General features: G+C 48.1%; 17 protein-coding genes. 6 read left to right on the plus strand and 11 right to left on the minus strand.

Features of this window, described 5'->3' with window-relative positions; genetic code table 11:
• The first annotated feature begins 187 nt into the window (after nt 1-187).
• The 3 genes from LY387_RS05705 to LY387_RS05715 all read left to right on the plus strand — a co-directional run bounded on the left by LY387_RS05705 (nt 188) and on the right by LY387_RS05715 (nt 4,954).
• Complete coding sequence (locus LY387_RS05705) at nt 188-1,654, plus strand: coniferyl aldehyde dehydrogenase (protein ID WP_419153442.1); 1,467 nt, start codon at nt 188-190, stop codon at nt 1,652-1,654.
• Between the two features lie 104 nt (nt 1,655-1,758).
• Entirely contained in the window at nt 1,759-3,336 is a 1,578-nt protein-coding gene (locus LY387_RS05710; protein ID WP_234495620.1) for a long-chain-fatty-acid--CoA ligase, read from the plus strand.
• Nucleotides 3,323-4,954, plus strand: a complete 1,632-nt coding sequence (locus tag LY387_RS05715) for a GMC family oxidoreductase (RefSeq protein ID WP_234495621.1) — start codon at nt 3,323-3,325, stop codon at nt 4,952-4,954. The genes LY387_RS05710 and LY387_RS05715 overlap by 14 nt, the downstream gene beginning before the upstream one ends.
• Nucleotides 4,955-5,076: 122 nt before the next feature.
• On the opposite strand, the gene LY387_RS05720 is transcribed toward LY387_RS05715, so the two are convergent.
• The 5 genes from LY387_RS05720 to LY387_RS05740 all read right to left on the minus strand — a co-directional run bounded on the left by LY387_RS05720 (nt 5,077) and on the right by LY387_RS05740 (nt 10,786).
• Complete coding sequence (locus LY387_RS05720) at nt 5,077-5,316, minus strand: RNA recognition motif domain-containing protein (protein ID WP_042472161.1); 240 nt, start codon at nt 5,314-5,316, stop codon at nt 5,077-5,079.
• Nucleotides 5,317-5,449: 133 nt separating this feature from the next.
• The gene (locus tag LY387_RS05725; RefSeq protein ID WP_419153423.1) at nt 5,450-6,934 is read right to left on the minus strand and encodes an N-acylglucosamine 2-epimerase; all 1,485 of its coding nucleotides are present in this window, start codon (nt 6,932-6,934) and stop codon (nt 5,450-5,452) included.
• 129 nt (nt 6,935-7,063) lie between these two features.
• The gene (locus tag LY387_RS05730; RefSeq protein ID WP_234495622.1) at nt 7,064-7,366 is read right to left on the minus strand and encodes a SemiSWEET transporter; all 303 of its coding nucleotides are present in this window, start codon (nt 7,364-7,366) and stop codon (nt 7,064-7,066) included.
• Nucleotides 7,367-7,756: 390 nt separating this feature from the next.
• Nucleotides 7,757-9,094 (minus strand): 6-phospho-alpha-glucosidase, encoded by a 1,338-nt coding sequence (locus LY387_RS05735; RefSeq protein WP_042472166.1) that lies wholly within the window; start codon nt 9,092-9,094, stop codon nt 7,757-7,759.
• Between the two features lie 75 nt (nt 9,095-9,169).
• Nucleotides 9,170-10,786 (minus strand): alpha-glucoside-specific PTS transporter subunit IIBC, encoded by a 1,617-nt coding sequence (locus tag LY387_RS05740; protein ID WP_234495623.1) that lies wholly within the window; start codon nt 10,784-10,786, stop codon nt 9,170-9,172.
• A 292-nt stretch (nt 10,787-11,078) separates the two neighbouring features.
• Between LY387_RS05740 and LY387_RS05745 the strand changes: the two genes are divergently transcribed.
• Together LY387_RS05745 and LY387_RS05750 are read left to right on the plus strand one after the other, a co-directional pair.
• Complete coding sequence (locus LY387_RS05745; RefSeq protein WP_234495624.1) at nt 11,079-11,777, plus strand: GntR family transcriptional regulator; 699 nt, start codon at nt 11,079-11,081, stop codon at nt 11,775-11,777.
• A gap of 248 nt (nt 11,778-12,025) precedes the next feature.
• On the plus strand, nt 12,026-13,516 hold the full coding sequence (locus LY387_RS05750) for an ArnT family glycosyltransferase (RefSeq protein WP_234495625.1): 1,491 nt from the start codon (nt 12,026-12,028) through the stop codon (nt 13,514-13,516).
• Between the two features lie 711 nt (nt 13,517-14,227).
• On the opposite strand, the gene metR is transcribed toward LY387_RS05750, so the two are convergent.
• Nucleotides 14,228-15,139 (minus strand): HTH-type transcriptional regulator MetR, encoded by a 912-nt coding sequence (metR, locus tag LY387_RS05755; protein ID WP_128648543.1) that lies wholly within the window; start codon nt 15,137-15,139, stop codon nt 14,228-14,230.
• Between the two features lie 201 nt (nt 15,140-15,340).
• Between metR and metE the strand changes: the two genes are divergently transcribed.
• Entirely contained in the window at nt 15,341-17,620 is a 2,280-nt protein-coding gene (gene metE / locus LY387_RS05760; RefSeq protein ID WP_234495626.1) for a 5-methyltetrahydropteroyltriglutamate--homocysteine S-methyltransferase, read from the plus strand.
• 109 nt (nt 17,621-17,729) lie between these two features.
• On the opposite strand, the gene LY387_RS05765 is transcribed toward metE, so the two are convergent.
• The 5 genes from LY387_RS05765 to yciA form a co-directional block, all read right to left on the minus strand.
• Nucleotides 17,730-20,177, minus strand: a complete 2,448-nt coding sequence (locus LY387_RS05765; RefSeq protein WP_234495627.1) for a trimethylamine-N-oxide reductase 2 — start codon at nt 20,175-20,177, stop codon at nt 17,730-17,732.
• Between the two features lie 18 nt (nt 20,178-20,195).
• A complete protein-coding gene (locus LY387_RS05770) occupies nt 20,196-21,290 on the minus strand; it encodes a NapC/NirT family cytochrome c (RefSeq protein WP_234495628.1) in 1,095 nt (364 codons plus the stop codon).
• A 310-nt stretch (nt 21,291-21,600) separates the two neighbouring features.
• Complete coding sequence (locus LY387_RS05775; protein ID WP_234495629.1) at nt 21,601-22,008, minus strand: GspS/AspS pilotin family protein; 408 nt, start codon at nt 22,006-22,008, stop codon at nt 21,601-21,603.
• A 17-nt stretch (nt 22,009-22,025) separates the two neighbouring features.
• Entirely contained in the window at nt 22,026-22,322 is a 297-nt protein-coding gene (locus LY387_RS05780) for a YciI family protein (RefSeq protein ID WP_234495630.1), read from the minus strand.
• Nucleotides 22,323-22,408: 86 nt separating this feature from the next.
• A complete protein-coding gene (gene yciA / locus LY387_RS05785) occupies nt 22,409-22,810 on the minus strand; it encodes an acyl-CoA thioester hydrolase YciA (protein ID WP_234495631.1) in 402 nt (133 codons plus the stop codon).
• Nucleotides 22,811-22,839: the final 29 nt, after the last annotated feature.

Consider the following 22,839-nt stretch of genomic DNA (forward strand, 5'->3'; position numbering starts at 1 on the left):
TGCTGATTCTCCCGTTCCGAATTGACCTAGTTTCAATAAGTTCGCGTCAACATAGCTCAAACTCGGACACCTCATGTCTGACGAATGTCCGAATATCACCGCTTTTTGTCTCTATGCAACCTGTGATTGATGTTATCAGAATGTTGTAATTGAGCAAAATGGCATGCGGGAAAAATAAATGAGCGAAATGATTGATTGGTCAAAAAGTAACTTGGTTGAATGTAATGCTCCAGAGTTGAGTGAATTATCGACGTGGTTTTCCGAGCTTAAACAGGCATATCAACAAGAGACAAACCCAAGTCTTGCGATAAGAAAGCAGCGTTTACAAGCTCTTAAAACGCAATTGACTCGCTACCAAGATGTGTTGGCAGAGGCGATGAGTGACGATTTTGGCGGACGCAGCCATACGGAGTCCATCATGGCGGATGTGTTAGCGCCGGTTCTCGATATCAAACACGTGCTAAGCCACCTTAAAGGCTGGATGAAATCGCAGCGTCGCCCGACGGAATGGCTCTTCAAGGGCAACAAGTTGGAGGTCCGTTATCAGCCAAAAGGGGTGGTTGGCATTATCTGCCCTTGGAACTTCCCACTCTATCTATCCCTAGGACCTATGATCACCGCGTTGGCGGCGGGTAATCGATGTATGATCAAGATGCCTCCAAACTGCCCAGCAACCACTAAGGTGCTGAAGCGCATGTTGGCAGAGATCTACCCAACGGATCTGGTTCGAATCGTCGATGGTAGTCATCCAGAGGCCATGGAGATCTCGCATCTTCCTTTTGATCATCTGGTTTTCACCGGCTCACCAGCCAGTGGAAAACTTATTATGGCCAACGCGGCTGCGAATCTAACGCCGGTCACGCTTGAGCTCGGCGGTAAATCTCCAGTTATTGTGTTTGACGATTACGATATTCAAACAGCAGCGAGCCGCATTGCTCATGGCAAAGGCTTTAACTCTGGGCAGATCTGTATTGCGCCTGATTACGCGTTTGTTCCCGAGTCTAAAGTGACCGAGTTTGTTGAGGCGTTAAAGCAGAGCCATATTGCGATGTACCGTGACATCAAGGGAAATGCTGACTACACCTCGCTGGTGGATGAGGCTCAGCATCAAAGATTCAATGAACTGCTTGACGACGCCAAGCAGAAAGGCGCAACCATCACTCAATGTTTATCGGATGGAGAAGGGCGCAAAACACCGCTTTATGTGGCGACCAATCTGACCCCCGACATGCGTATTTGTCAGGAAGAGATATTTGGTCCGCTACTGCCTGTCCATGGCTATCGAGACATCGATGATGTGGTTGAGTACATCACAGAGCGCCCAAGACCGCTCGCATGTTACCTGTTTAGTCACGATAAAGAGTTGCGTGAGCATGTGTTAGAGCAAACTCATAGCGGCGGTGTCACTATCAATGACTGGGGCTGGCACGTGCTTAACCACTCGGTGCCGTTTGGCGGCGTGGGTAACTCGGGTATCGGTAACTATCATGGCGAAGAGGGCTTTCGAGAGCTAAGTCATGCCCGTTCAGTATTGCAGATGCGCGGCTGGTTCCCGATTCAACTGTTCTCTCCCCCTTACGGCACCTGGGTTCAGAAGCTGGTCGTACGCGTCTTTGTCGGCAAGCCAGATCCGAGTCTGAACAAACGCAGTTAGCGACAGCTCAGTTTTATCCAATAACACATTCAACCCTTCGTCTTACAAGAATCTTCGAGACGCCAGCGAGGGCTGGCGTCGTACACCCCAAAAGGAGACCTAAGATGCACAACCTCGCCGTTAATCTAGAGCGAAGTGCTGCGCTTTTCCCTACCAAAGCCGCACTTAAAATGGGCACCGATGACGTGAGTTATCAGCAGTTGGACGACTACGCAAACATTGTGGCTCACCACTTAGTAAAACTTGGCTTAGTACCGGGTGATAAAGTGGCGCTATCGTGCCCCAATATGACCTATTTCCCCATTGCGTATTACGGCATTTTGAAAGCTGGATGCGTGGTAGTCCCCCTCAATACTCTATTCAAGAGTCGAGAAATTGCTTATCACTTGAATGACTCAGATGCCAAAGCGTATTTCTGTTTTGAAGCGCCGCAAACCAGTGCCGAGGAGCAGTATGAAAGAATTGGCTTTGCTCAGGCACCGCACTGTGAGCACTTTATCCCTATGCTTGCATCAACGAATGCTGAGCATGCACTCGAGACCTGGCTAGAGGCATCACCACAGCCGTTTGAATCCATCGCAAGGCAAGGTGATGACACCGCCGTTATTCTCTATACCTCTGGTACCACTGGGCAACCAAAGGGGGCAGAGCTTTCTCATACTAATATGCTGACCAATGCCATGGCGTCTCAGTATTTGATGCGTCTTGAGTACAGCGACACCACGATGTTGACCCTACCTTTATTCCACAGTTTTGGTCAAACCGTGATGATGAATGCTAGCGTGTTAACCGGCTCGACTATGGTGCTGATCCCGCGCTTTGAGCCCAAGCTGGTAATCGAGCAGATCATCTCGCATAAGGTGAGTGTCTTTGCTGGAGTGCCAACCATGTACATTGCACTGCTTAGCGCTGGCGAGCAGTCACCAGAGCAATCGGAGCAAGTTAAACACAGCTTGAGGCTAGGTGTGTCGGGTGGGGCGTCTATGCCAGTGGAAGTGATTCGCCAGTTTGAATCACGATTTGAACTGCCTGTTTTGGAAGGCTATGGATTGTCGGAAACCGCACCTGTCGCCACCTTTAATCATATCGATAGCGATAGGCTGCCGGGCAGTGTTGGACAGCCTTTGTGTGGTCATATGATCAAGATTACCGATGTTCAGGGTAATACGTTAGCTGGTGGCGAACTAGGCGAGGTGTGCATTAAGAGCCCAAGTGTGATGAAGGGCTACTATGGACGAGCAGAAGCGACTGCTGAGTCGATTCGATACGGTTGGTTTTTAACAGGTGACATTGGACGTCTGGATGAGCACGGTAATTTGTTCATTGTTGATCGCGTCAAAGATATGATCATTCGCGGCGGCTACAACGTCTATCCACGAGAAATCGAAGAGGTATTGATGTGCCATCCGGATGTCGAGATGGTTGCAGTGGTTGGGGGACATGATGAAAGACTAGGAGAAGAGATACACGCGCACGTGGTGCTCCATGAGACTTCAAGTTGCGACGGGGAAACTCTGGTCGCATGGTGTAAAAGCCAATTGGCAGACTACAAATATCCGCGTCGCGTTTTCATTCGCTCATCGCTTCCGATGACAGCAACGGGCAAGATCCTTAAGCGAGAGTTGCATCCTCTAGATATCGTCAAAACCGTTGCAGAGGAGATCAGCAATGGATCGCTATGATTTTATTATTGTTGGCGGCGGCTCAGCTGGGTGTGTGCTTGCCTCACGTTTATCCGAAGACCCATCTGTTTCAGTCTGCTTACTAGAGGCAGGCGGCAAAGACTCAAGCCCATTTATTCACACGCCTGTTGGCTGTGTGGTCATGATGCCGACCAAGATAAACAACTGGGGTTTTGAGACCGTGCCTCAGCCTGGATTGAATGGGCGTAAGGGCTATCAACCGCGAGGTAAAACCCTTGGTGGGTCGAGCTCGATCAATGCCATGATGTATGCGCGTGGGCACCGTTACGATTATGACCTTTGGGCTTCATTAGGAAACACTGGCTGGGACTATGAGCAATGTCTGCCTTACTTTAAAAAGGCTGAGAATAACGAAGTCTTAAACGATGAGTATCACGGTCAAGGTGGGCCGCTCAATGTAGCGGACCTGCGCTCACCGAGTGAGATGGTTGAGCGCTATCTCGATGCCTGTGAATCAATTGGCGTACCAAGAAACCCAGATGTGAATGGAGCCGAGCAACTTGGTGCGATGCAAACGCAAGTCACGCAGAGAAATGGCGAGCGATGCAGCGCAGCAAAGGCTTACCTGACGCCGAATCTTCACCGACCTAATCTAACTGTGCTGACCAAAGCGACTACGCACAAGGTCTTGTTTGAGGGCAAGCGTGCAGTGGGTGTTGAGTATGGATTGAAAGATCAGCGCTTTCGGATTTTCTGCAATCGAGAAGTGATTTTAAGTGCTGGGGCATTTGGCTCGCCGCAGATCCTCAAGCTGTCCGGTGTGGGCGCGAAAGCGGAACTCGATGAGCACGGTATTGAGCAGGTACACGAGCTACCGGGCGTTGGGGAGAACTTGCAAGACCACATCGATTTGGTGCACAGCTATAAATGCTCAGCGAAGCGAGATACGTTTGGGGTGTCGCTGCAGATGGCGGCAGAAATGTCCAAAGCATTGCCGAAATGGCTCAGACAGCGTGAAGGCAAGCTGAGCAGTAACTTTGCTGAGGGTATCGGTTTTTTATGCTCAGATGAAAGCGTGTCGGTACCCGATTTGGAGTTTGTGTTTGTGGTGGCAGTGGTGGACGATCATGCGAGAAAAATTCATGCCAGCCATGGTTTTAGCTCCCATGTCACCTTGCTAAGACCCAAAAGTACTGGGACGGTGAAGCTCAATAGCGCTGACCCGTATGATGCTCCGCAGATTGATCCCGCTTTCTTTAAAGACCCTGACGATATGGCGGTCATGATTAAAGGATGGAAGAAGCAATATCAAATGCTTAACAGCGCAGCGTTTGATGAGGTTCGCGGGGATTGCTTTTATCCTGTCGACCCAAATGACGATGAGGCGATAGAGCAAGATATTCGCAATCGCGCTGATACCCAGTACCACCCAATTGGTACCTGTAAAATGGGCACTGAGCAAGACCCATTAGCTGTTGTGGACAATGAGCTATCGGTCTATGGATTAGAAAACCTAAGAGTGGTCGATGCGTCGGTAATGCCAACCTTGGTCGGGGGAAATACCAATGCGCCAACGATTATGATTGCAGAAAAGATAGCGGATGTGATCAAAAAAGCGTACGCGGATGCTCGCGAGAAGGGGGCGGTTCACGCCTAGTCGCTGAAGCATAGCGGATTTCGTATAGCCACAAACTAAAACACCAACCGTAATGGTTGGTGTTTTCTAGCTTAATGGCTAAGCGAGTTAGCTAGCCATATTAGGCAACTTGACCTAGAAGATTAGTGACCGGCGAACTTAACGCGGATCTTGCTGCCACCAAACATGGTTAGGTTTAGCTCTTTAATTGCTACCTTTGCTTCTTCTGCGTCTGGCATGGTTACAAAAGCGAAGCCCTTAGACTTTCCTGTCTCTTTGTCTAGTACTAGTGTGCATTCGGTAACTCGACCGTACTCACGGAACTGAAGACGTACATCGTGCTCTGTGGTTTCGCGAGATAGGTTGCGTACTAAGATTTGCATAATTGACCATCTGTAATCAAGGGTGAATAACGGGCGGATTGTCGCAGGTTATGCCTTTGAAACCAAGTGATTCCTGCCCGTTTCTTCGATTTTCTTACCTTATTGACATAACTTCAGCTCTTATGTCTCAAAGCTAAGGTGTGATGTCACTGAAGCTCACCGCCTGAACCTTGCCATTATTGAGCGATGTAGTCTTGTTCACTTTGCCTTGGTAATAGTATGGCGTGAAGCTTGGTTGTGACTCATCGTTAACCGCGTAATAAAGGGTCACTGGGTTGTGATTGAGTGAACCGGATGCCAACGTGCCAATGAGCGCGTGTTCAAATTGGTGATAACCATTTCCCCAATGGAACGCTTTAGTCGATTTAGGGTTCAGACCCACACCGCCATACTTATGGTCAACCCACACATCCATAAAGCCCGTGGTGGTATAACCAAGTGGTGCTTTGACTTTTCCGGCATCCATAGAGAGCGTCATAGCCGCTTGGTCAAGCTCTGCCCATTCCCAAGAAGAGGCGCCACCACTATTTGGTCTGCTTTGCCATGTTGGGATGGTGGTTCCTTTTAACGCTTCTTGCTGCTCTTTGGGGAAGTAATCGGCGACATATTCAAATGGCATGTTGTACTGAGCTCTTTGTAGCGTCACTTCCATACCTTGCTTAGCGAAGGTTTCCCATTCCGGTTTATCGAGTAGCTGAGCGGTGAGGTATGTCATCCAGTACGCTTTAATCGTATGACCGAAGTCATTGTGTTTAGCGTTAGGCTGCATGACAGCTTTGTGGTGAATGGCTCCGTAGAATCGCTGCTCATCATCAGAGTGGTAATCATTGACCAAGATTTGCGTTAGCCACTCGAGGTCCGCTAGCCATTTGGCTTTGTGAGGTTCGGGGAGTAGGGGAGCGACTAGGAGCATGTAGCCATTGATTTGATCAAGCTGCGCGACGAGTTCGTGTTGTTTGGCGCTTTGCTCATCACCATCTTCTAATACCCAGGCTAAGCCAACGTCGTCGCTGAGTTTGTATTTATCAAATATGAATGCTTGCTGCTCGATGAGCGCTTTTTCTACCTTAGGATCGCGGGTTAGGTAGTAATACATGGCAAGACCCACAAGAGCATAAGCTTGGTCTTGAGAGGTGCGCTGTGTCCACTTTAGACCCGGCTTATCGTCTTCGGTAAATGAAATAAAGCCACCGTTCTCGGTGTCTTGAAGTTGGTCAATGAGGTAGTAAGCTCCGTCCTTGGCAAGTTCGAGCGCTTTAACATCGCCGGTAAGATGAAATAGAACGCCATAAGCGTAGGTTTGACGTGATTTCATACGCGTGTATTCGCGTCCAAAGTGAGGGGTGATCCAGCCGTGTTGCAGCTCTGGGCAGACATCGGATACGTCTAATAACTCTCCGTTATCACAGCGAAAGGTTGGAAAGTTGCCAACGGGCACACCTTGCGCGGCTTCATGCATCCAGTAGGGAGCGAGCCCTTGTTTTGCGTGTGTTAGCCACGCTTGTGTGCTCGGAAAGGTATCTTCTGGTGTCACGGGCGCTTCTTGAGATGCGATCGCACTACAAGAGGCGGCGATAGAGATCGCTATGATTGAGGTACGAAGAGAATAAGACAACATGACGTATCCTTGTTTTTTATAAGTGTTTGAATTGCAGAAACTATAGCGCCATGACACCTATACAAACTGTTGTACAGTTCAAGAGTTTGAGAATGAAAAAAGCCAAGCTGGGGGCGCTTGGCTTGGAGGTCACGCTTTATCAAGCGCGGGATTAGGGAGGCTGTTGTGTTTGCTGGTGGTGACATCTTTGACTTTGAGTATCAGGATGATTGACGCGAGTATCAGAGTAATCGCATTAGCAATGATGATAGGCAAGTCGATAACCAGTAGACCGTAGATTAACCAAAGGGCGACCCCGTTGACAAAGATGGAATACATGGCGAGTGATATCGATTGCGTATCACGGGTTTTAAGAATGTGCAGCACTTGTGGGACAAAAGAACACGTTGTGCACAGCGCTGCAATGTAGCCGAGTGTGGTAATACTCAACATGGATGTTGCTCCGTAAAGTGACCAAAGAATTGGTCGTTTGGGGTTAGAACCACTAACACTGTCATTCCTGTGTAGACAGGAATCTACTAGAGGCTTTGTGCCCGGTTAGAATTGTTACCTATGAGCCCGGTCAATACCTTTTTAATTGTTATGACACTAAAAACCTCCGTCATTCCTGCGCAGGCAGGAATCTACTTGAGGCCTGGTGCACGCTTGTAGAAGACCCCTGCCTGCGCAGGGGGGACGACTATTTGGGTACACCAAAACCATCAACACCGTCATTCCTGCGCAGGCAGGAATCTACTTAAGGCTTGGTATGCGCTTATAGAAGACCCCTGCCTGCGCAGGGGTGACGATAAATTTGAGTTAGTGAAACTGGCTAAACACCAATTACTTCATTTCAACCCAATACTCTTTATTCGCTTCAATCAGGTCATCCAAAATCGCTTTCGCAACGGTCGCGCTTGGGATGGTTGCTGATAGAGTTAGTGCTTGCCAAAGTTTTTGGTAAGAGCCTTCTACGTGTGCTTCCACGACCAGCTTCTCAACCGAAACTTGTTGGTTCATCATGCCTTTTTGGAACTCAGGGATCGCGCCAATTTGCAGTGGTTTCGCACCTGTGTTGTCAACGATACATGGGATTTCTACCATGGCGGTTGGGTCGAAGTTACTGATAGCGCCGTTGTTTGGAACGATAAGCAGCATGCGCTCTTTGGTGTTGAAGGCGATAGCAGTGGCTAGGTCAACAATGTAAGAGGCGTGCTCTTCCACTTCGATAGTGGTATCCACAGCTGTACCTGCTGCGATAATGCGGTGGCACTCGGTGAATACTTCTTTCTCACGACCTTCCATGACTTCGTTGGCGCGGGTGAACTCTTTGTTTGAGTGCTCAACCACGTAGTCTGGGTACATGTAGTACTTGAGGTACGTGTTTGGAATGGTTTCTGGGTCGAGTGCGTACACATCGCGAACCTTGATAAAGGTTTCTTTCCAAGACTCATCAGTATGCTGAGCACCATTCATCGCGCTTGGTGGTAGGTAGCCGTTCTCTTTGATGTACTCTTTGATGCGTGGCATTAAGTCTTCACCTGTCTTCGCATCTTTAAATTCTTTCCACCAACCGAAGTGGTTTAGACCGTAGTACATGATGTCGAACTGTTTGCGGTCGTCGTAACCAAGGATCTCAGCGATGCGAGTCTCGATGCCGATTGGCATGTCACAGATATTCAGTACTTTGGAGTTTGGACGCATCACACGGCACGCTTCAGCAACGATAGCGGCTGGGTTTGAGTAATTCAGCATCCATGCGTTTGGAGAGTATTTCTCCATGTAGTCGATCATCTCTATCACGGCAGGGATAGAGCGCAAGCCGTAAGCCACTCCGCCAGCACCACAGGTTTCTTGACCAACACAGCCATGACGTAGAGGGATTTTCTCGTCTTGCTCGCGCATTGCATAAAGACCTGCGCGAATGTGTGCCATACAGAAGTCGATGTCAGTGAACGCTTCTTCTGGGTCAGTGGTGTAAGAGAACTCGATATGTGGAGCGCGTTCTTTCAGTAAGATTCTGCATGCTTCAGCGATGGTTTCTTGGCGCTGAGCAAAGTTGTCATAGAATTTCAGCTTGCGGATTGGGAAACGCTCTTGGTTTTCAAGCAGCATCATTACGATACCTGGAGTGAAAGTTGAGCCGCCGCCTGCGATAACTACTGAGAATTCTTGTTTCATGATATGCCTCACTTGGACTAGGGCGGCAAACTTTCCGCCCTTTATTATTAAAAACGTTGTTAGTTGTGGAGTTGTTTAGGTTGCTGGACTGAGTGCCATGTCCACGGTCTTTGAAGCGCTATATATTTTTTCGCACTCTTCTCTAAGTTGTGGGACATTCAGACCGATAATCACTTGAATGGCCTTGCCGTTTTTGACGATGTTCACGGCGCCGGTTTCCATAAAGTACTCTGCTGACATCACTTTGCTTGGGTCTTTGACCGTGACGCGAAGCCTTGTTGCGCAGTTACTTAGGTCTTCGATGTTGTGTACGCCGCCTAAGCCTTCGATTGTCTCTACGGCTTGGATTTGTAGAGGTGTTGCACCTGCCGCTGCGCCTTTACCTGTAATACCGTGCTTTTCATTGAAGTCTTGTTTGGTGTGTAGCTTCATTTCAGCCTCGCCACGACCAGCGATTGGCACGTCGAACTTGACGATAAGGTACTTAAAAGTCACGTAGTAGATAGCTGTGAAACATAGACCGATAGCAATTTGTGTAATGACCATGCTGGTGTGGTTGCCAAGCAGCGGAATCCAGTTGCCGGTTGCGAACTCAATCAGACCGCCACCCATGTTGCCGACAACGCCGAAGGTATACATCACCATTGCCATGGTACCCGCTAGAATCGCATGGATAGCGAACAGCCAAGGTGCAATGAATAGGAAGGTAAACTCTAATGGCTCTGTAATTCCCACCAATACCGCTGTAAGTGTTGCTGGAATAAGCAGCGCAGCGACTTTCTTACGATTTTCTGGTTTAGCAGTGTGGTACATCGCTAGTGCAATACCTGTACAGCCGAAGATCTTAGAGTTGCCGTGCAGAGCAAAGCCGCCAGCAGGGAAAAGATCTTTCATCGATTGCGCAGATTGAGTAAAGGTCTCTAGGTTAGTAAACCAGTCAACAACGATGCCGTTTGGTGTCGCGACGTTACCGTAGACAAATGGGGCGTAAACAAAGTGGTGCAGACCTGTTGGAATCAAAATTCGTTCTAAGAATGTGTATAGCCAAACACCGAATGAACCTGAGCTTACTAAGAAGCCTTGTAGGTTTAAGATGCCATGCTGGATAGAAGGCCAGATATAAAGCGTAAGCCAAGCTGCTGGTAGCATTGCGAAGAATGAGATCATCGCTACGAATGAGGCACCTTGGAAAATACCTAAGTACGTTGGTAGCTGTTTTTCAAACGTGCGGTTGTGAATCCAGGTAACAAAGCCAGAGATAATGATGGCACCAAAGATACCGGTATCTAGCGTCTTAATACCTGCAATTTCAGTCAGTCCAGACGTGCCGCCAATAGCTTGAGAGAAGTCAACGCCAAAGAACTCGCCCCAGAATCCACCCATTGCACCAACAAAGTAGTTGAAGGTGAGATAAGAGACCATTACGACCATAACAGCTCGAGCGTGAGCGGTTTTTGCAAGACCGATTGGCAGGCCAACTGCAAACAGAAGTGCCATATTGCGGAAGATAGTCCAGCCACCTTCTTCAATGACTTGCAGAATTTGATAGTACAGACCGTCTTTATCGGCGAGATCGCCTACAAAGATGGGGTTTTTTAGAACAATGGTTAGTCCCACTAAAATCCCGACAAAAGGGAACAGCAAAACTGGGGTAAACATTGCTCCACCTAAGCGTTGGATAGCACTTAACATGGAAGGGTCCTTTTTGTTATTGGTTTTGTTATTTATTGATGTAATAACTTTTTTGTTTCTCGTTGTCTTTCGACACCATTAACGTTACGCCTGAAAAATAAACATGACAAATATATAATGAATAAAGTGTGATTGAGTACAAATAAAGCACCAAATATGTGATTTGAGGCATAAAAAGACACCTATATAGGATGTTTTTAGTCTGTGGTGAGGAAGTTGTGACGGATATGGCTTAATTGGTTATTGATTTGTATTTAGGGTGGTGATAGCTTGGCAGCTACGAGGTGAGAAAATGTTATATAAAAAGGTAATGCAGGACCTTAAGTCCCGCATTGATTCGGAAGAGTTTGCCATTGGTGACACGCTTCCTACCGAGCGAGACCTTATCGATGCGTATTCCGTTAGTCGCATCACGGTGCGAAAAGCCATCGAAGAATTGGTTAAGCTCGGCTTAGTCGAAAAACGTCAGGGCGCAGGCTCGACAATTATCGGCAAAACCATGACAGGTTCTATGTCGAACCTACGCAGTACCAGTGAATATATGAGTGATGCAGGGTCGACGCTTGAGTACAAGGTGGTCGAGTTTACCCTGGCAGATCCTGATGAAGATGTGGCTGCTGCGCTAAAGATTGGTATGGATGAGAAGGTCTATTTCATTCGCCGCTTTAAGCTGATTAATGGTGTGCCATCTATCTATGAAGACTCCTATATGCCGGTTGCGATGTTCCCACAAATGAACATCATGTCGCTACAAGGTTCTAAGTATCAGTATCTTGAAAAAGATCTCGGCCTACAGATCGATGGCGCGCTACAAGATTTTGAAGCCGTGATGCCAGATAGCCATTTATGCGAGGTATTTGAAATACCCTCCGATGTGCCGATCATTCGATTGCTCTCGACGGGTAAGCTGAAAGACGGCAGTATATTTGAGTACACCAAACTCTACTTCAAACCGAATACTTATTCATACAAGCACTATCTAAAACGATAAGTGATTGTCTAGTTCGAGGGGCACATCTCCCTCGAACTCCTTCAAACTCCCCACTTTCAATACAAAGCATTACACCCCTTGACGGATTAAATATATAGACTATTTCTTTCTATATCGGCACTAATAATTCAAGTTTATGAATTGTTTGGGATTTTACAGAGAATTGACGTAGCGGTCTTTTCTGCACCGCTTAACCTCAGTAGAGTTTGCCGCCAAACCCCTGAAATTGACCGAGTCCAAGGGAGTCTATGCTGTCTACCATTCTTCACTTTGATCAACATCCAACGTCAACGAATGATGTTGCACGCTCACATCGAGCGGCCGCCATCTGGTGTTTCGTCTACGCAATCGCGTGGTCGTTGGTGTCCTATAATCTCGATCCTGCTGTGCCTTACGATGCCATCGAGGCATTAAACTGGGCAAGCAATGGTGAGTTGGGTAGTCCAAAGAACCCTTGGTTGGTTGGGGTTGTGGCGCGCATCCTTTTGTTGTCACCTTCGCCTGAGTTTTCTTCTGCGCATTGGTATGTTGGACACTTCTTCGTTGTTGCCGCGGGCATGCTTGGCTGCTATCGCCTCGCTTATAAGCTGACAGATTCCGTCGCGTTTGCCTGGCTTGGTATGCTGACGCTTAACTTGTCTGGTGTTATCAACTTTGATGCGATTCCTTATAACGACAACTTTTTGTTGTTTGGCTCTTGGTCTTGGATCTTGCTACTGTTTGTCAAAGCGGTATATGAAGACTCGAGATGGTGGATTGCGTTTGGGGTATTAGCGGGCTTATCTGCCATGGCGAAGTACTCGACATTTGCACCCGTAGCCATGGTATTTATCTTGAGCCTGACTGTACCGAGCGTTCGTCGTTTTTGGCGTGACCGTAATTTCTATATTGGGATTGTCGCATTCCTTGCTTTGGTGACTCCGAACTTCTTTTGGATGTTCGCAAACAACTTTTCTTCGGTGAAGTGGGTAGGGAGCCAAGTTGCGGCTCAGCTTAGCCCGGGAAGTTGGTTAGCGTTGCTTTCGGTATTCTATCCGCTGATTCTTTTGGCTGGGCTATTGGGCAAACGTGGTTTGCGCTTTACGAAACAAGTGCCAGAGAAGGTGTGGCTAACGGCTTTTGTTTTGTTTGCACCCCTTGTCGTGATTATGGCTTGGTTTTCGTTCCATGCTGGTGGTCGACTAGTAGAGTGGCTTCACCCGTTCTTTATGCCAGCGCCAGCCGTACTGGTGGCGTTTTTAAAGAAAGAGGTGATTGGCTCGCTGTCTCGCGCTTTCAAGGTTCTGTTCTTCATGGGGCTTTTGATGATCGTCGGGTATAGCTCGGTGATGGTGTTTAACGTGCGCAATGCGGGTCAGTATTTCTCGGGCTTTAAGACGTTAAGCCATGAAGCTGAACAGTATTGGTATGAGCATTCTGATAAGCCGCTTAAGTTGGTTGGAGGTTCTGGTTTGGCAGAGTGGCTAACCTTCTACATCGCGCCTCACCCTATGGTGACCAACCCTTGGGATAACGAGACGCTGCCGAATATCTATAATCGCAATATCTCTGCAGAACAAATCGAGGCTGAAGGTGCATTTTTGCTTGGTGCTGAAGGCGCTGGGTGTAGTGAGAATGCGTTTTCACACTTTACGAATCATTGGCCAGAGTTTGAGGTAGAGAGTACGAAAGAAGTGGTTTACAAGAATAGTCCGGAAGAGCCAGAGGTGTTGGTTTGTTTTGGGGTTGTGAGTCCGTAGTTTGGCGATGCGAAGGTGGGAACTAGCCTTGTGTTCTCCCTTTAATATAGGGGGAGCTAGAGGGGGTAACGCGGATTGACCGTTGGCGATTGAAGCTAGATTCAGACTCTGCGTTTCACCCCTCCCAGCCTCCCCTTAGTAAGGGGAGGAGCCAGTGCTCGCTATCGCGTAGCTCACTAAACAGGCGATGCGACGATAGGAGCTAGCCTTCTGTTCTCCCCATAATATAGGGGGAGCTAGAGGGGGTAAAGCGGACTAACAGTTAGCGATTGAAGCTAGATTCAAGCTCCGCGTTCCACCCCTCCCAGCCTCCCCTTAGCAAGGGGAGGAGCTATAAGCTCGCTTCGCGTAGCTCACTAAACAGGCGATGTGACGATAGGAACTAGCCTTCTGTTCTCCCCCTATATAGGGGGAGCTAGAGGGGGTAAAGCGGACTAACAGTTAGCGTCTGAAGCTAGATTTAGCCTCCGCGTTTCACCCCTCCCAGCCTCCCCTTAGCAAGGGGAGGAGCTATAATCTCGCTGCCGCTAAGCTTACGAAAAGGCAAATGCGACGATAGGAGCTAGCCTTCTGTTCTCCCCCTAATGTAGGGGGAGCTAGAGGGGGTAAAGCGGACTAACAGTTAGCGCCTGAAGCTAGATTTAGCCATCGCGTTTACACCCCTCCCAGCTACGTGCGCCGCTTACAAGGGGAGGAGCCAAACTGCCTCCCTTAAGCCACTTTAATCCCTTCCAAATGCTGTTGACACTGTGCTCGCGCAGTCCCAAAAAACGCTTGTAAATAGTGCTTATCTTTCTCACCATTTCGAACCGCGGCGAATAAACGTCGCCACAAACCATCACCCAGCGGGCGACTGGTAATTAACCCTTGACGTGAAAACTCACTAACTGCCCAATTCGGCAATGCAGCGACCCCCAAACCTGCGGAAACCATCTGAACCAGCATGAGTGTATTGTCCGCCTGTTTCCATCTGTTGGGCTCAATTCCTGCTGGCGTTAGAAAGTGTTTAACCACGTCGAGTCGCTGCTTTTGTACTGGATAGGTAAGTAAAGTTTGGTCCGCCAAATCCTCTGGCTCAATATATTCTTTTTCGGCTAATGGATGGGATAGGGAAGTAACTAAGCGCATCTCGAAATCAAATAAAGGTTCATAATGCACTTCAGATCGAGGTTGGATGTCTGAGGTGATCACGAGATCTAACTCACCACCGACTAACGCAGGGAGTGGTTCAAACCCAAAACCAGAAGAAAAGTCGAGTTCGACATGGGGCCATGCGAGTTGGTATTCCTTAAGGGCAGGCATGAGCCATTGAAAACAGGAGTGACAGTCTATCGCCATATGAAGTCTGCCATTCACATCTTCTTTTAACCCCGCAAGGTCGCCTTCTGCTTGAGCGATTCTAGGCAGAACCTCATTGGCTAAGTTAAGAAGGATCTCACCCTCAGAAGTAAACTTCACCGGACGAGTTTTGCGAATAAAAAGTTGGGATCCGATACGAGCTTCAAGATCTTTTAATTGGTGAGACAACGCCGATTGCGTCAAGTGTAATGAAGTCGCCGTTGCTGTTAATGAACCAGTGTCCCGCAGCGACGCGAGCGTTTTTAAGTGCTTTAACTCAATCATGAAATTCCCTCATCCTTAATCCCTTTTCATTAACTTACCGTGATTTTTAGGATATGTAAACGTCTAGACGTCTAAATGAGAAATTCTTCTTTCATGAGAATCCTTCATATTTATGGTGAATGAATTGCGATTGTTCATGTTGTGCGGTTGAGAGATGCTTTAGCCATCCAGACTGCTAACGAAAAATAAAAGGACAATACTATGACAGCAACGCACATTCTTGGTTACCCACGCATTGGTGAAAAACGTGAGCTTAAGTTCGCCCTAGAGAAATACTGGCGCGGTGAGCTAGACCAAAACGGCTTAAAGGAAGTCGCGGCGACAATCCGTAACGAGAACTGGGTACGCCAACAGCAAGATGGCCTCGACTTTGTAACAGCAGGGGACTTTGCTTGGTATGACCATGTATTAGGTACGAGTTTGTTACTAGGTCACGTGCCTAAACGCCACAATAAGGGCTTCCCAGATCTAGATACCCTGTTTCGAATTGGTCGCGGTCAGTCTCAGTCAAATTGTGGCTGTGCAGGTGAGGCAGCGTCGGACATGACGAAATGGTTCAACACCAACTACCACTACATAGTCCCTGAGTTCTCGTCTGATGATCAGTTTAAAGTGAGCTGGACACAGCTGTTTGATGAAATTAACGAGGCTCAGCAGCAAGGACACAAAGTAAAACCAGTACTACTAGGTCCCCTGAGCTACTTGTATCTGGGCAAAGAGGTGGAAGAAGGGTTCGACCGTTTGTCACTGCTTCCAAGACTTCTTACTGCCTACCAAGCAATTTTCGCTAAGTTTGAAAAACTAGGCATCGAGTGGGTACAGGTTGATGAACCTATTTTGGCATTGGAGTTGGACAAAGCCTGGTTAGATAGCTTCAAACTCGCTTATCAAGTGATTCGTAGCGATGTGAAAGTACTACTGACAACCTACTTTGATTCTGTCGTCGATTCACTGGATAAGATTATTGAGCTCGACGTTGATGGTCTTCATATCGATATCGCTGCAGCGCCAGCACAGCTGGATTCTGTCGTGGAACGGCTACCGGGTGAGTGGGTGTTGTCTGCGGGTATCATCAATGGTCGAAATGTGTGGCGTGCTAATCTGCATAGTGCACTGCAAACACTCAAGCCAATTAAGGAGCAGTTGGGTGAAAGGCTATGGGTAGCCTCGTCTTGTTCGCTTCTGCATAGCCCGGTGAACGTTGAACATGAAACTAAGCTTCCAGAAGGCACGAAAAACTGGTTCTCGTTTGCGAAGCAAAAAGTATCGGAAGTGTCGTGGCTAGCAAAAGCTCTGGATGGTGAACGTGAAGCTATAGAATACTGTGCCCAATATAGTCAGCCAATTCTAGACCGCGCTCGCTCTGCATGGGTAAACAAACCGCAAGTACAAAAACGAGTGGCTGCACTTACTGAAACGAGTGGCGACCGCAGTGCCGCATACATCGAGCGTGCTCATCACCAGCAAGAGGTGTTAAAACTTCCTAAGTTGCCAACGACGACTATTGGTTCGTTCCCTCAAACTGCTGAGGTGCGTAAGAGCCGTGCGGCGTTCAAGCGTGGTGATATCGGTGTTGCTGAATACGAGTCACTAATGAAAGGCTTTATCAAAGATACCGTTGAGCGCCAAGAAGCGACCGGCCTTGATGTTCTGGTTCATGGTGAAGCGGAGCGCAACGACATGGTGGAGTACTTTGCCGAGAACTTATCAGGCTTTCAAACTACGGAGTTTGGTTGGGTACAAAGTTATGGTTCACGCTGCGTGAAACCAGCGATTGTTGTCGCAGATATTGAGCGAGATAAGCCGATTACCGTTGATTGGTCGACCTATGCACAGTCTCTGACTGATAAGCCAATGAAGGGCATGCTGACAGGACCTGTGACGATTCTCTGCTGGACCTTCCCTCGAGAAGATGTCACCCGTGAGACGATTGCGAACCAGTTGGCATTGGCGCTGCAAGACGAAGTAGATGCACTGCAAAACGCAAACATCAATATCATCCAGATTGATGAGCCAGCGATTCGTGAGGGTCTACCTCTAAAACAACGTGATCACAAAGAGTACCTTGATTGGGCAGTGAACGCGTTCAAAGTATCAGCAGCAAGTGCACGACCAGAAACACAGATCCACACTCATATGTGTTACAGCGAGTTCAACGAGATCATTGAATCGGTCGCTGAGCTGGATGCGGATGTGATTACCATCGAAACCTCGCGTTCAAACATGGAGCTACTGAACGCGTTTGAAGAGTTTAACTATCCGAATGAGATTGGTCCTGGTGTGTATGACATCCACTCACCAAACATTCCTAAAGTGGAGTGGATAGAGCAGCTTATTGAGAAGGCGGCAAAGCGTATTCCAGTCGAAAGACTTTGGGTGAATCCAGATTGTGGTCTTAAAACTCGTAACTGGGAAGAAACGGAGGCGTCACTAACTAATCTAGTGCAAGCTGCGAAGAACTTGCGAGAGCGTCTATTGTAATAAACGGTATTTGTTTACTCATACCCAAAAAAGAACCCCACTTTAAAAAGTGGGGTTTGTCGTTTGTTCAGACCGAGGCTAGCGCACTTCGGTCTTTTTCTATTTCTGGCTACGCATTCTTAGGCGGTGTGAAAGCCATAAGCCCCGGTACTTTGCCCGTGTATTTTTCGATACGCACCAAGGCGGAGTTAGCCGCACAGCCGTTAGCTAAGCGCGAGGTAGGGATGTCACTTGTGAGCACGTTAGCACCACCGTTGCGACACATACCCGTCTCTGGGTCCAGATCTGGCCAGCCACCTTCGTGAATACACACGGAGCCTTGCTTAATGCCGTCTGTGACCAGAGCACCCACAAGAACTTGACCACGATCGTTAAACGCACGAACTAAATCACCACTTTGGATACCACGAGCTTTTGCATCCTCGGTGTTGATCGAAATCGGTTCACGGTCGGCAATCGCGTACTCTTCACGTAGTTTGGCATAGTTAAATTGGCTATGTAGACGATGTGCAGCGTGAGCCGTCATTAGCTGTAACTCACCTTCTTTTGCAGAGCCGAAGAATTCCGTTGGTTCCATCCAGGTAGGGTGCGCTGGACAATCTTTGTATCCATAGCCTTCGATGGTCTTCGAATATATCTCGATCTTACCACTTGGCGTACCTAACGGGTTCATCACTGGGTCAGCTCTAAAGTCAGCATGGCGGACGAATGCCGCAGCTTTCTTATTAAACTTCATCTCAATGAGTTCATTGTCATCCCAGAACTTACCGAAGTTAGGCATACGAACGCGTGCAGCACGTCCGCCTTTTTGCGCCGCTTCATAGAAGCCTTTGAGCCAGTCCATCTCAGATTTGCCTTCGGTATACACATCGCGACCGCCGGCTTTGATCATCTCAGCCATATCGGCAAATACATCGAAGTCATTACGAGCTTCGCCTTGAGGCTCGACGACTTGTTTCATAGGCACTAAGTGCTGGTTACTGTAGTCGCCGGTCATGGTCATATCGTTACGCTCGAATGACGTGGTAATAGGCAACACAATATCGGCATGCTTAGCAGCCGCAGTCCAATAGATCTCTGAAATCACGATCAACTCTGGCTTTTGCCACGCTTTGATCAGACGGTTGGTGTCTTGGTGGTGAGTAAAGTTAGCACCGCCAGCCCACCAAATCATTTTGATTTCAGGGAAGGTTTTTTCATGCCCATTGTGCTGATATTTTTGACCTGGGTTTTCCAGAGCTTCGACGATTCGAGCTACCGGGAATGAGTTAACGGCACCGGAGACTGCCCAATCATTACCCGCAGAGGAACCACCACCGATAGATGCTGAAATTGCCGGTAATACACCTGCATCTCGAGTAGGGTTGCCACCATTAGAATAGTGATAAGAGAAGCCAAAACCACCACCTGGGAGGCCAATCTGTCCAAGCATTGCTGCAAGAGTAGCAATCATCCAGTGGCGCTGCTCACCAAATTGCTGACGCTGAATACCCCAGCCGGCCATTAACATGGTGCGGTTTGAGCTAAAGATTTCTGCGAGAAGTTCAATCTGTTTCGCAGGCACTCCAGTGATATCGGCAGCCCACTCAGAGGTTTTTTCGACACCATCTTCTTTACCTAGCAGATACGCTTCGAACTGATCGTAGCCCGTCGTGTATTTATCCAAGAAGGCTTTATCGTGCTTGCCATTCTTAACCAGTGTATGTGCGATACCCATCAGCATAGCGACATCAGTCATTGGACGTGGAGCGATCCACTGGATCTTGTCTTCGAAGAAGTCGATGGTCTCAGAGCGCATTGGGTCAATCGCGATGACCGTCTTGCCCGACTTCTTAAGCTGGTGGAAGAACTCAAGACCAGAGCAGTCCGTTGAGCTCCAAGCGATCTTAAGTGTATTGAGAGGGTTCATACCCCAAAGTACAACAACGTCGCTGTGCTCAAGCACCATAGGGTGTGTTGTTTGCTGCTCATAAACCTCAATAGAGCCCATCACATGAGGCATGATGACCTGTGCAGCACCCGTGGAGTAGTCACCTAGGTGACCAGAATATCCACCAGCCATACTCATATAGCGCTGAAGTAAGGTCTGTGCCTTATGAAGTACACCGGAAGAGCGCCAACCATAGGAGCCGGCAAAGATGGATTCTGGCCCATTCGCCTGACGAATGCGCATATGTTGTTCGTGAATGAGTTTGTAGGCGTCATCCCAAGACACACGCACATACTCATCTTTGCCGCGCTCACCAGATGGTGCTGCTGGATTGTCGAGATAGCCTTTACGTACCATCGGGTATTTGATTCGAGCCTTAGTGTAAACCTGATCAGGGCCAGTAGTCTGTAGGCTATTGGGTACTGTTTGCGCGAGCGCATTCTTACTAGCGACCAGCTTGCCATCTTTGACTTCACATAACATTGGTCCCATGCGACCTGCTGTTAATACACCAGAGCCTCGCTTGGAGGCAGCAACTGCAGATAGGGGAGTGAGGGAGGTAAACGCCAAAGCGCCAGCAGCCATGCTTGAGCCTTTGAGGAATCCACGACGAGTAATATCTGTCATATCTCTTTCCTTATTGTTTTAGTGACCAGCCACGTCTTTTGCGTGGTTTTGGAAGAATTTGGTAAGAATCTCGAGATCCAGAGCTGAGATATCCGTTCTGTCCCCCATGCCTTTAGCAACGGGACCCCAGGCGTTGACGGTAAAGTGGTTGGCAGGGATCTTGGCGTGACAGGTTGCGCAGTAGACGTTATCTAGCTCTTCTGCGTAGCTCCAAAGTGGCTCCGGACTACCTAATACCGGTGCCTCGATGACTGCTGCCAATGTTGCTGTGCGCCATTCGTTGCCATACTCGTCAGCCTCAAACTCGCCTACAGTAAGAGCTTGCTGGCCTGCATCACTTAGCATGGCAATAATGTTTCTCTGTCCACGACCCATGTAAAGCACTTGTTCGGCGCCTTTCATTTGGTAACCAGAGATCTCTATATTGCGAGCATTGTCTTGTGTTGATTTAACCGTCATCTCAACCGCTGGGTTAATGCTGCCGAGTTCATCAAGGTCGATTTTCGCAACTGAATACACGGTCGAAGCGTCAGCTGCCGTGCTTTCAGTTTGAGCGACGACGCGATTGTATGCCTCGCTGTCGAGCTCTGGCTCTGGTGCGAAGTGGGCAACACCTTTATGGCAATCGATGCAGGTTTGGTTATTGGCAATGCCATACTCATGCATCTTCGCGGCGTCTTCAGATTGCTCGTAGCTGTCCATGGCATCGAAAGAGTGGCATGAACGGCAAGTAGCGGAATCATTGGCACGAAGCTGGGCCCATACTGCTTCAGCCATTTCCATACGATGAGCTTCATACTTGTCTTCATCGTCAATCTTGCCAGTGACAAACTCGTGGTAGATATCTTTAGTGGCACGGATTTTCGTGATGACGTAATCAACGGGGTCGGTAGGAATATGGCAGTCAGAACACTCAGCTCTGATGCCTTTTGCGTTAGTGAAGTGGATAGAGCCTTGGTATTCCTCGTAAGGAATCTGCATTGAGTGACAAGATAAGCAAAACTCGGTACTGGAGGTTTTGTGCATGATTGCAGCTGTACCGCCCAGCGAGAGCCAGCCAACTAAGATACCGAGGGTAGCAACGACTAGAATGTGTCTTTTCTTTATTTTCATAAGCACTTATTAATAATTGTGTCATTTTATTTTCTATCTCTACGCTACTCCTTTAGTGGTATCCTTTGACTTGATTTAAATCATAAATAACCCCTCAATTGGTGTGGGTTATCGGAATTGTGCAAAAGCTCACTTTTTATCATCAAATAAGAAATGGGGAGGAAACGCAGTACGAAGAGAGCTCGCGGATTGTTACTCCCTCATTGTGAAAAATAGTTTTTAGGCTTAATTGAAAGGCGTGAAAAATGGATGACCGATAAAAAAAGAGGCTTGCATATGCAAGCCTCTTTAGTGGAATTGAGTTATCGCTTTAGTTAGGAAGCGGCTGACTACAGTACTGCTGAGTCACCATTTGGTCGATCATCAACTGACCACGCGTGTTGCGGATCATGATGCGGTAAGCGAGCCCTAAATCGAGATTCGCTTTCACTTCGCGGTCTGTACAGTAATAGTTCATACTGTTGCGAAGAAGCTGATCTAATGACAAAGCGCCTTTAGCATCAGTATTGTAGAGCATCATAATTTCAACCACGCCTTTGTTTGCTGATGCTTTCATGATCGACAGCGGGCCCTGCTCAATAGGCAAACCAGAAGAAATCACACTGGCGCGACTTTGCGCTAAAAGCTCGAGTTTACGGCGCTCGTCTTCACCTGTGCTCGAACAACCCGCCAGCACGGTGAGTGCGGCAATTGCTAGCCAACTTAGTTTATTTTTCATTGTGCTTCTTATCGCTATTAAAGTACTTTCTTGAATGGTTTGACGATGACATTTTCGTAAACGCCAGCTTCAATGTATGGATCAGCGTCAGCCCATGCCTGAGCCGCTGCAAGCGATTCAAATTCTGCGATGACCGTTGAGCCAGTGAAACCCGCTTCACCTGGGTTCTCACTATCAATAGCTGGCATTGGACCTGCGGTCAGAAGACGACCTTCATCACGTAGCGCTTGAAGTCTTTCTAGGTGCTGTGGGCGTACACTCAGACGCTTTTCTAGCGAGTTCTCGACATCTTGAGAAAAAATAACGTACCACATATTTGTATCCTTCAAATAGTTCAGTAACTTAAATTCGTCCTAATAAGATGTCATTTTTTCGATGAAAAGTCATCGTTAGGTGTCGCTTAATTTGGATTAATTGGACGTGGGCGCCCATCTGCATCGATTGCTACATAGTTAAAGGTGGCTTCGCAGACCTGATAACGCTCACCAACACCCTCAACGCTGACGGGTTTCACCCAAACATCAAGGTTGATGGACATTGATGTATTACCGATGCGAGTACACTCGCCATAACAGCAAACCACGTCACCGACTTTAACCGGGTGCTTAAAGGTGATGCCTGAAACAGAAACGGTAACGATGCGTCCAAGTGAAATTTCCTTGGCAAGGATACCGCCAGCAAGGTCAAGCTGAGACATGATCCAACCACCGAAAATATCACCATTGGCATTGGTGTTTTCCGGCATCGCTAATGTGCGAGTGATTAGTTGGCCTTTGGGAGTGTTCGATGTTGTATTTGTCATGATTATAATTTTCCAGAAACAGCACAGCG

The sequence above is a fragment of the Vibrio maritimus genome, assembly GCF_021441885.1.
In the GTDB taxonomy this organism is placed as follows: Bacteria; Pseudomonadota; Gammaproteobacteria; order Enterobacterales; family Vibrionaceae; genus Vibrio; species Vibrio maritimus_B.